This is a genomic window from Neomesorhizobium albiziae, assembly GCF_900114255.1.
Taxonomy (GTDB): domain Bacteria; phylum Pseudomonadota; class Alphaproteobacteria; order Rhizobiales; family Rhizobiaceae; genus Neomesorhizobium; species Neomesorhizobium albiziae.
The window spans coordinates 1-3,140 of sequence record NZ_FOSL01000075.1 but is presented as its reverse complement, the minus strand read 5'-3'; the positions used below and the strand labels follow the sequence as shown (position 1 = coordinate 3,140).

General features: G+C 60.3%; 1 protein-coding gene and 4 pseudogenes. 2 read left to right on the top strand and 3 right to left on the bottom strand.

Features of this window, described 5'->3' with window-relative positions; genetic code table 11:
- Positions 1 to 145 precede the first annotated feature (145 nt).
- Positions 146 to 391, top strand: a pseudogene (locus tag F3H98_RS30755) (helix-turn-helix domain-containing protein); the annotation flags it as partial.
- Here F3H98_RS30755 and F3H98_RS30750 read toward each other — a convergent pair.
- Positions 376 to 1,215, bottom strand: a pseudogene (locus F3H98_RS30750) (IS110 family RNA-guided transposase); the annotation flags it as partial. The pseudogenes F3H98_RS30755 and F3H98_RS30750 overlap by 16 nt on opposite strands.
- 82 nt (positions 1,216 to 1,297) lie before the next feature.
- Here F3H98_RS30750 and F3H98_RS30745 point away from each other — a divergent pair.
- A pseudogene (locus F3H98_RS30745) lies at positions 1,298 to 1,495 on the top strand (IS630 family transposase); the annotation flags it as partial.
- A gap of 256 nt (positions 1,496 to 1,751) precedes the next feature.
- On the opposite strand, the pseudogene F3H98_RS30740 reads toward F3H98_RS30745, so the two are convergent.
- Positions 1,752 to 2,213: pseudogene (locus F3H98_RS30740) on the bottom strand (IS6 family transposase); the annotation flags it as partial.
- 175 nt (positions 2,214 to 2,388) lie between these two features.
- Positions 2,389 to 3,114 (bottom strand): group II intron maturase-specific domain-containing protein, encoded by a 726-nt coding sequence (locus F3H98_RS30735; RefSeq protein WP_280178045.1) that lies wholly within the window; start codon positions 3,112 to 3,114, stop codon positions 2,389 to 2,391.
- Positions 3,115 to 3,140 lie beyond the last annotated feature (26 nt).

Genomic DNA, 3,140 nt, shown 5'->3' with positions numbered 1-3,140 from the left:
TTGCAGGGCAGCGTACTCCTGCGCCCAGGCTGCCGCGTTGAATGGGTCGATCGAATTGATGGGTTTCATACCGCTCTCCCTTGAAGAGATAGACTTGGGATTCCTTTTCAGTGGTGCGCATGCGCGTCTGGCGCATGCGCACAGGATATCGCTCACCGTTTCGTCGATTGATCGCCAGCGCCTGAGTGCGCTGATCAGGGATCGCAATGCACCGCAGAAGCACGTTTAGCGCGCCGAGATTATTCTGTTGAGCAGCGACGGCGTGGGCACCGTCGAGATCATGCGGCAAACCGGCAAGTCCAGGACCTGCGTGTGGCGCTGGCAGGAGCGCTTCGCCGCGGAAGGTTTCGAAGGACTGTTGCGCGACAAGACGCGGCCCTCGCGCATTGCGCTTCGCAACGCTTCGTCGCCCGCGCGCGTGATGACGCCAAGCCGGGTTTTTCCGGCTGTCGAATGATCCTTGGGCGTCAGACCGATCCAGGCGGCGAAGTCGCGCCCCGATCGGAACAGCTCGGGCGCCGGCGTCTTCATCGTCAGCAGCGAGGCGACGATCGGGCCGACAGCGGGGATCTGGGCCAGCCGTCGGCTGCACTCGCTTTGGCGGTGCCAGGCCATCAGCTTTGCTTCGATGGTCTCCAGCTCCGCTTGCAGCCGCGCATATTCCGTCGCATGAAGTGCGAACAGCGCGCGCCCCAGCTCGGGTAAATTCTCATCGGCTGCGATCCGCTCGAGCAGCGGCTCGATCTTGCACATGCCCCTGGCGGCGGTCACTCCGAACTCGGCGGCATAGCCTCGGATCGCGTTGGCGAGTTGGGTGCGGTTGCGGATCAGCCGGTCGCGCATGCCAACCAGCATCAACGCCGCCTGGCTCTCGGCGCCCTTCACCGGAACGAAGCGCATCGTCGGCCGGCTCATCGCCTCGCACACCGCCTCGGCATCGGCGGCATCGTTCTTGCCGCGCTTGACATAGGGCTTGACGTATTGCGGCGGAAGCAGCTTCACCTCGTGCCCTGGCGATCCAGGCAGCCGCGAAAAGTGATGCGATCCCCCGCACGCCTCGATCGCAACCACCGTCGGCGGCAGCTTCTCGAAGAACGCCACCATCTCCTTGCGCCGCAGCTTCTTGCGCAGCACCGGCTGCCCGGCGGCATTCACACCATGAAGCTGGAAAAAATGCCTAGACGTATCCATTCCGATTCTGACAATCTGTTCCACGCACGGCCTTCCTTGCTTGAGATCTGAAACGACACTCATTCTGGCACATTTCGATGCCCGTTCGGGGGTCGTCCACACCAACACGACTACAAGCGGAATGGCCCTCAACGGGCACGACGGCACTGTCATCGGTCGCAATATGCAACGCCACCGCCATCAGGAGTTCATTCGCTTTCTCAACGCTATCGAGGCGAAAGTGCCGGCCGACAAGGTCGTCCACGTCGTCCTCGACAACTACGCAGCCCACAAGCACCCCAAGATGCGTGCCTGGCTCGACCGCCAGGCATTCGTTTCATCCTAACTTACAATCCGACACCGCCAATCCAGGCGCTGGGCAGCCGCTTCGAAAAAGGATTTTGCCCCACCAGTAAGCACCAGCTAGCCGTAAGCTCTCACGGCAAATTTTATGCGATTGCCTGCCAGGTGCAAATACAAAGGCAATATGCCCTCCATACTTGCCGCCTATGCTCGTTGGACGGGAGAAGGTGTTGTCACGTTATCTGAAAGTGATTGCGCCGATCCCGGTGGTGCTCAATTCACGCGAGTTTCCCAACTGCGGCGTTCCATTCCGCCATCGCGTGCAGGCGGTAAATGTAGATGGCGAGAGCAGAGCGTTTTAAGCGGGGTGGGACGAACAGATTGCGAAGCGCCGAGAAGATCGAGACGAAGCGCTGGAGGCTTCCAGGCGATCGGAAACCCTGCATCGTCCTTTCGCGTTTTCGCAGCGGCAGATGCGAATTCTCGGCTCGATTGTTGAGCCTCTTGTGCGACCGGTGCTCGACGGCCGGCATCACTTGTCGCCTGGCTGCTCCATAGGATCGCAACTTGTCTGTGATCATGCGCTTGGGCGCGGAACCCTGCTTCTTCAACAGGCGCATCAGCAATCGCTTGGCAGCCTTGGTGTTGCGGCGGTTCTGGACGATCTCGTCGAGGACATATCCATCCTGATCGACGGCCCGCCAAAGCCAATGTTTCTTTCCTGCGATGCTGATGACGAGTCGAGTGGCCCGGGGGAATTTCACCCCCAGGCTCTCACAGGTAGGGTCGAGGACTGGCGCGCCGGCAGGCCTTCCGGCCACGCCACGTTTCCAGCCCCCTCCACGTCGCACGCAGCATGCGGATTTCCCGCACTGCGCGCCCCCATTTGCTTCACGCCAAGGCTTATAGGACCTATCATGCTGGGGCCGCTTTCGGTTCGTCGCGTCGCACTCGATAACCGTTGAACAGCTTCAGAGCGTCGTACAGCCACGACCTACTCCACCGCTTCCAGCCGAAGCCCTTTCGTTTCCGAGCCTGCGCCAGATGGCGCCTGACCTTTTTCTCCACCCAATCTTTGATGTAGCTGAAGCACCCACTCGAGTGTCCAACCGCGAAGTAGTTCACCCACCCCCGGAGCATCGGATTGATCAGGCTTATCACCCTGTCAATCGGTTGCGACCGGTATCGGCGAAACACCTCCTTGACCGCCCGCAAAAGCGCCGTCCGCTTTTTCAGCTTGGGCGTATAATGCGGCCGCATCACTCCGCGCAGACTGCGCAGATAGCGGAAGTCAAAGCCCAGAAAGCCGAAGCTTTCGCCCCGTTCCAGGTCGACGATGCGGCTCTTTTCATCATTGATTTCCACCTGCAGCTTGGCAAACTCCTCCTGCAGTCGTTTGGTCACGGCCCCAATCAGCCAGTCATGACGTTTGTAGGCGTCGATCAAGACCACCAGGTCGTCAGCGAAACGCGCATATTCGACGTAGGTGTACTTGCCGTTGCGGGTGACGTCCCGCGCTCGCTCCAGCATCTTGTCCACCTCATTGAGGTAGAGGTTACTGAGCAAGGGCGAGCTTACTCCCTGAACGCAAAAGGTAACTTTGGTCGGGGGTGGGCAATTTGCCGTTAGAAGGCAGCGGATCGCTGCCGTTCGAAGGCATGGCCGGG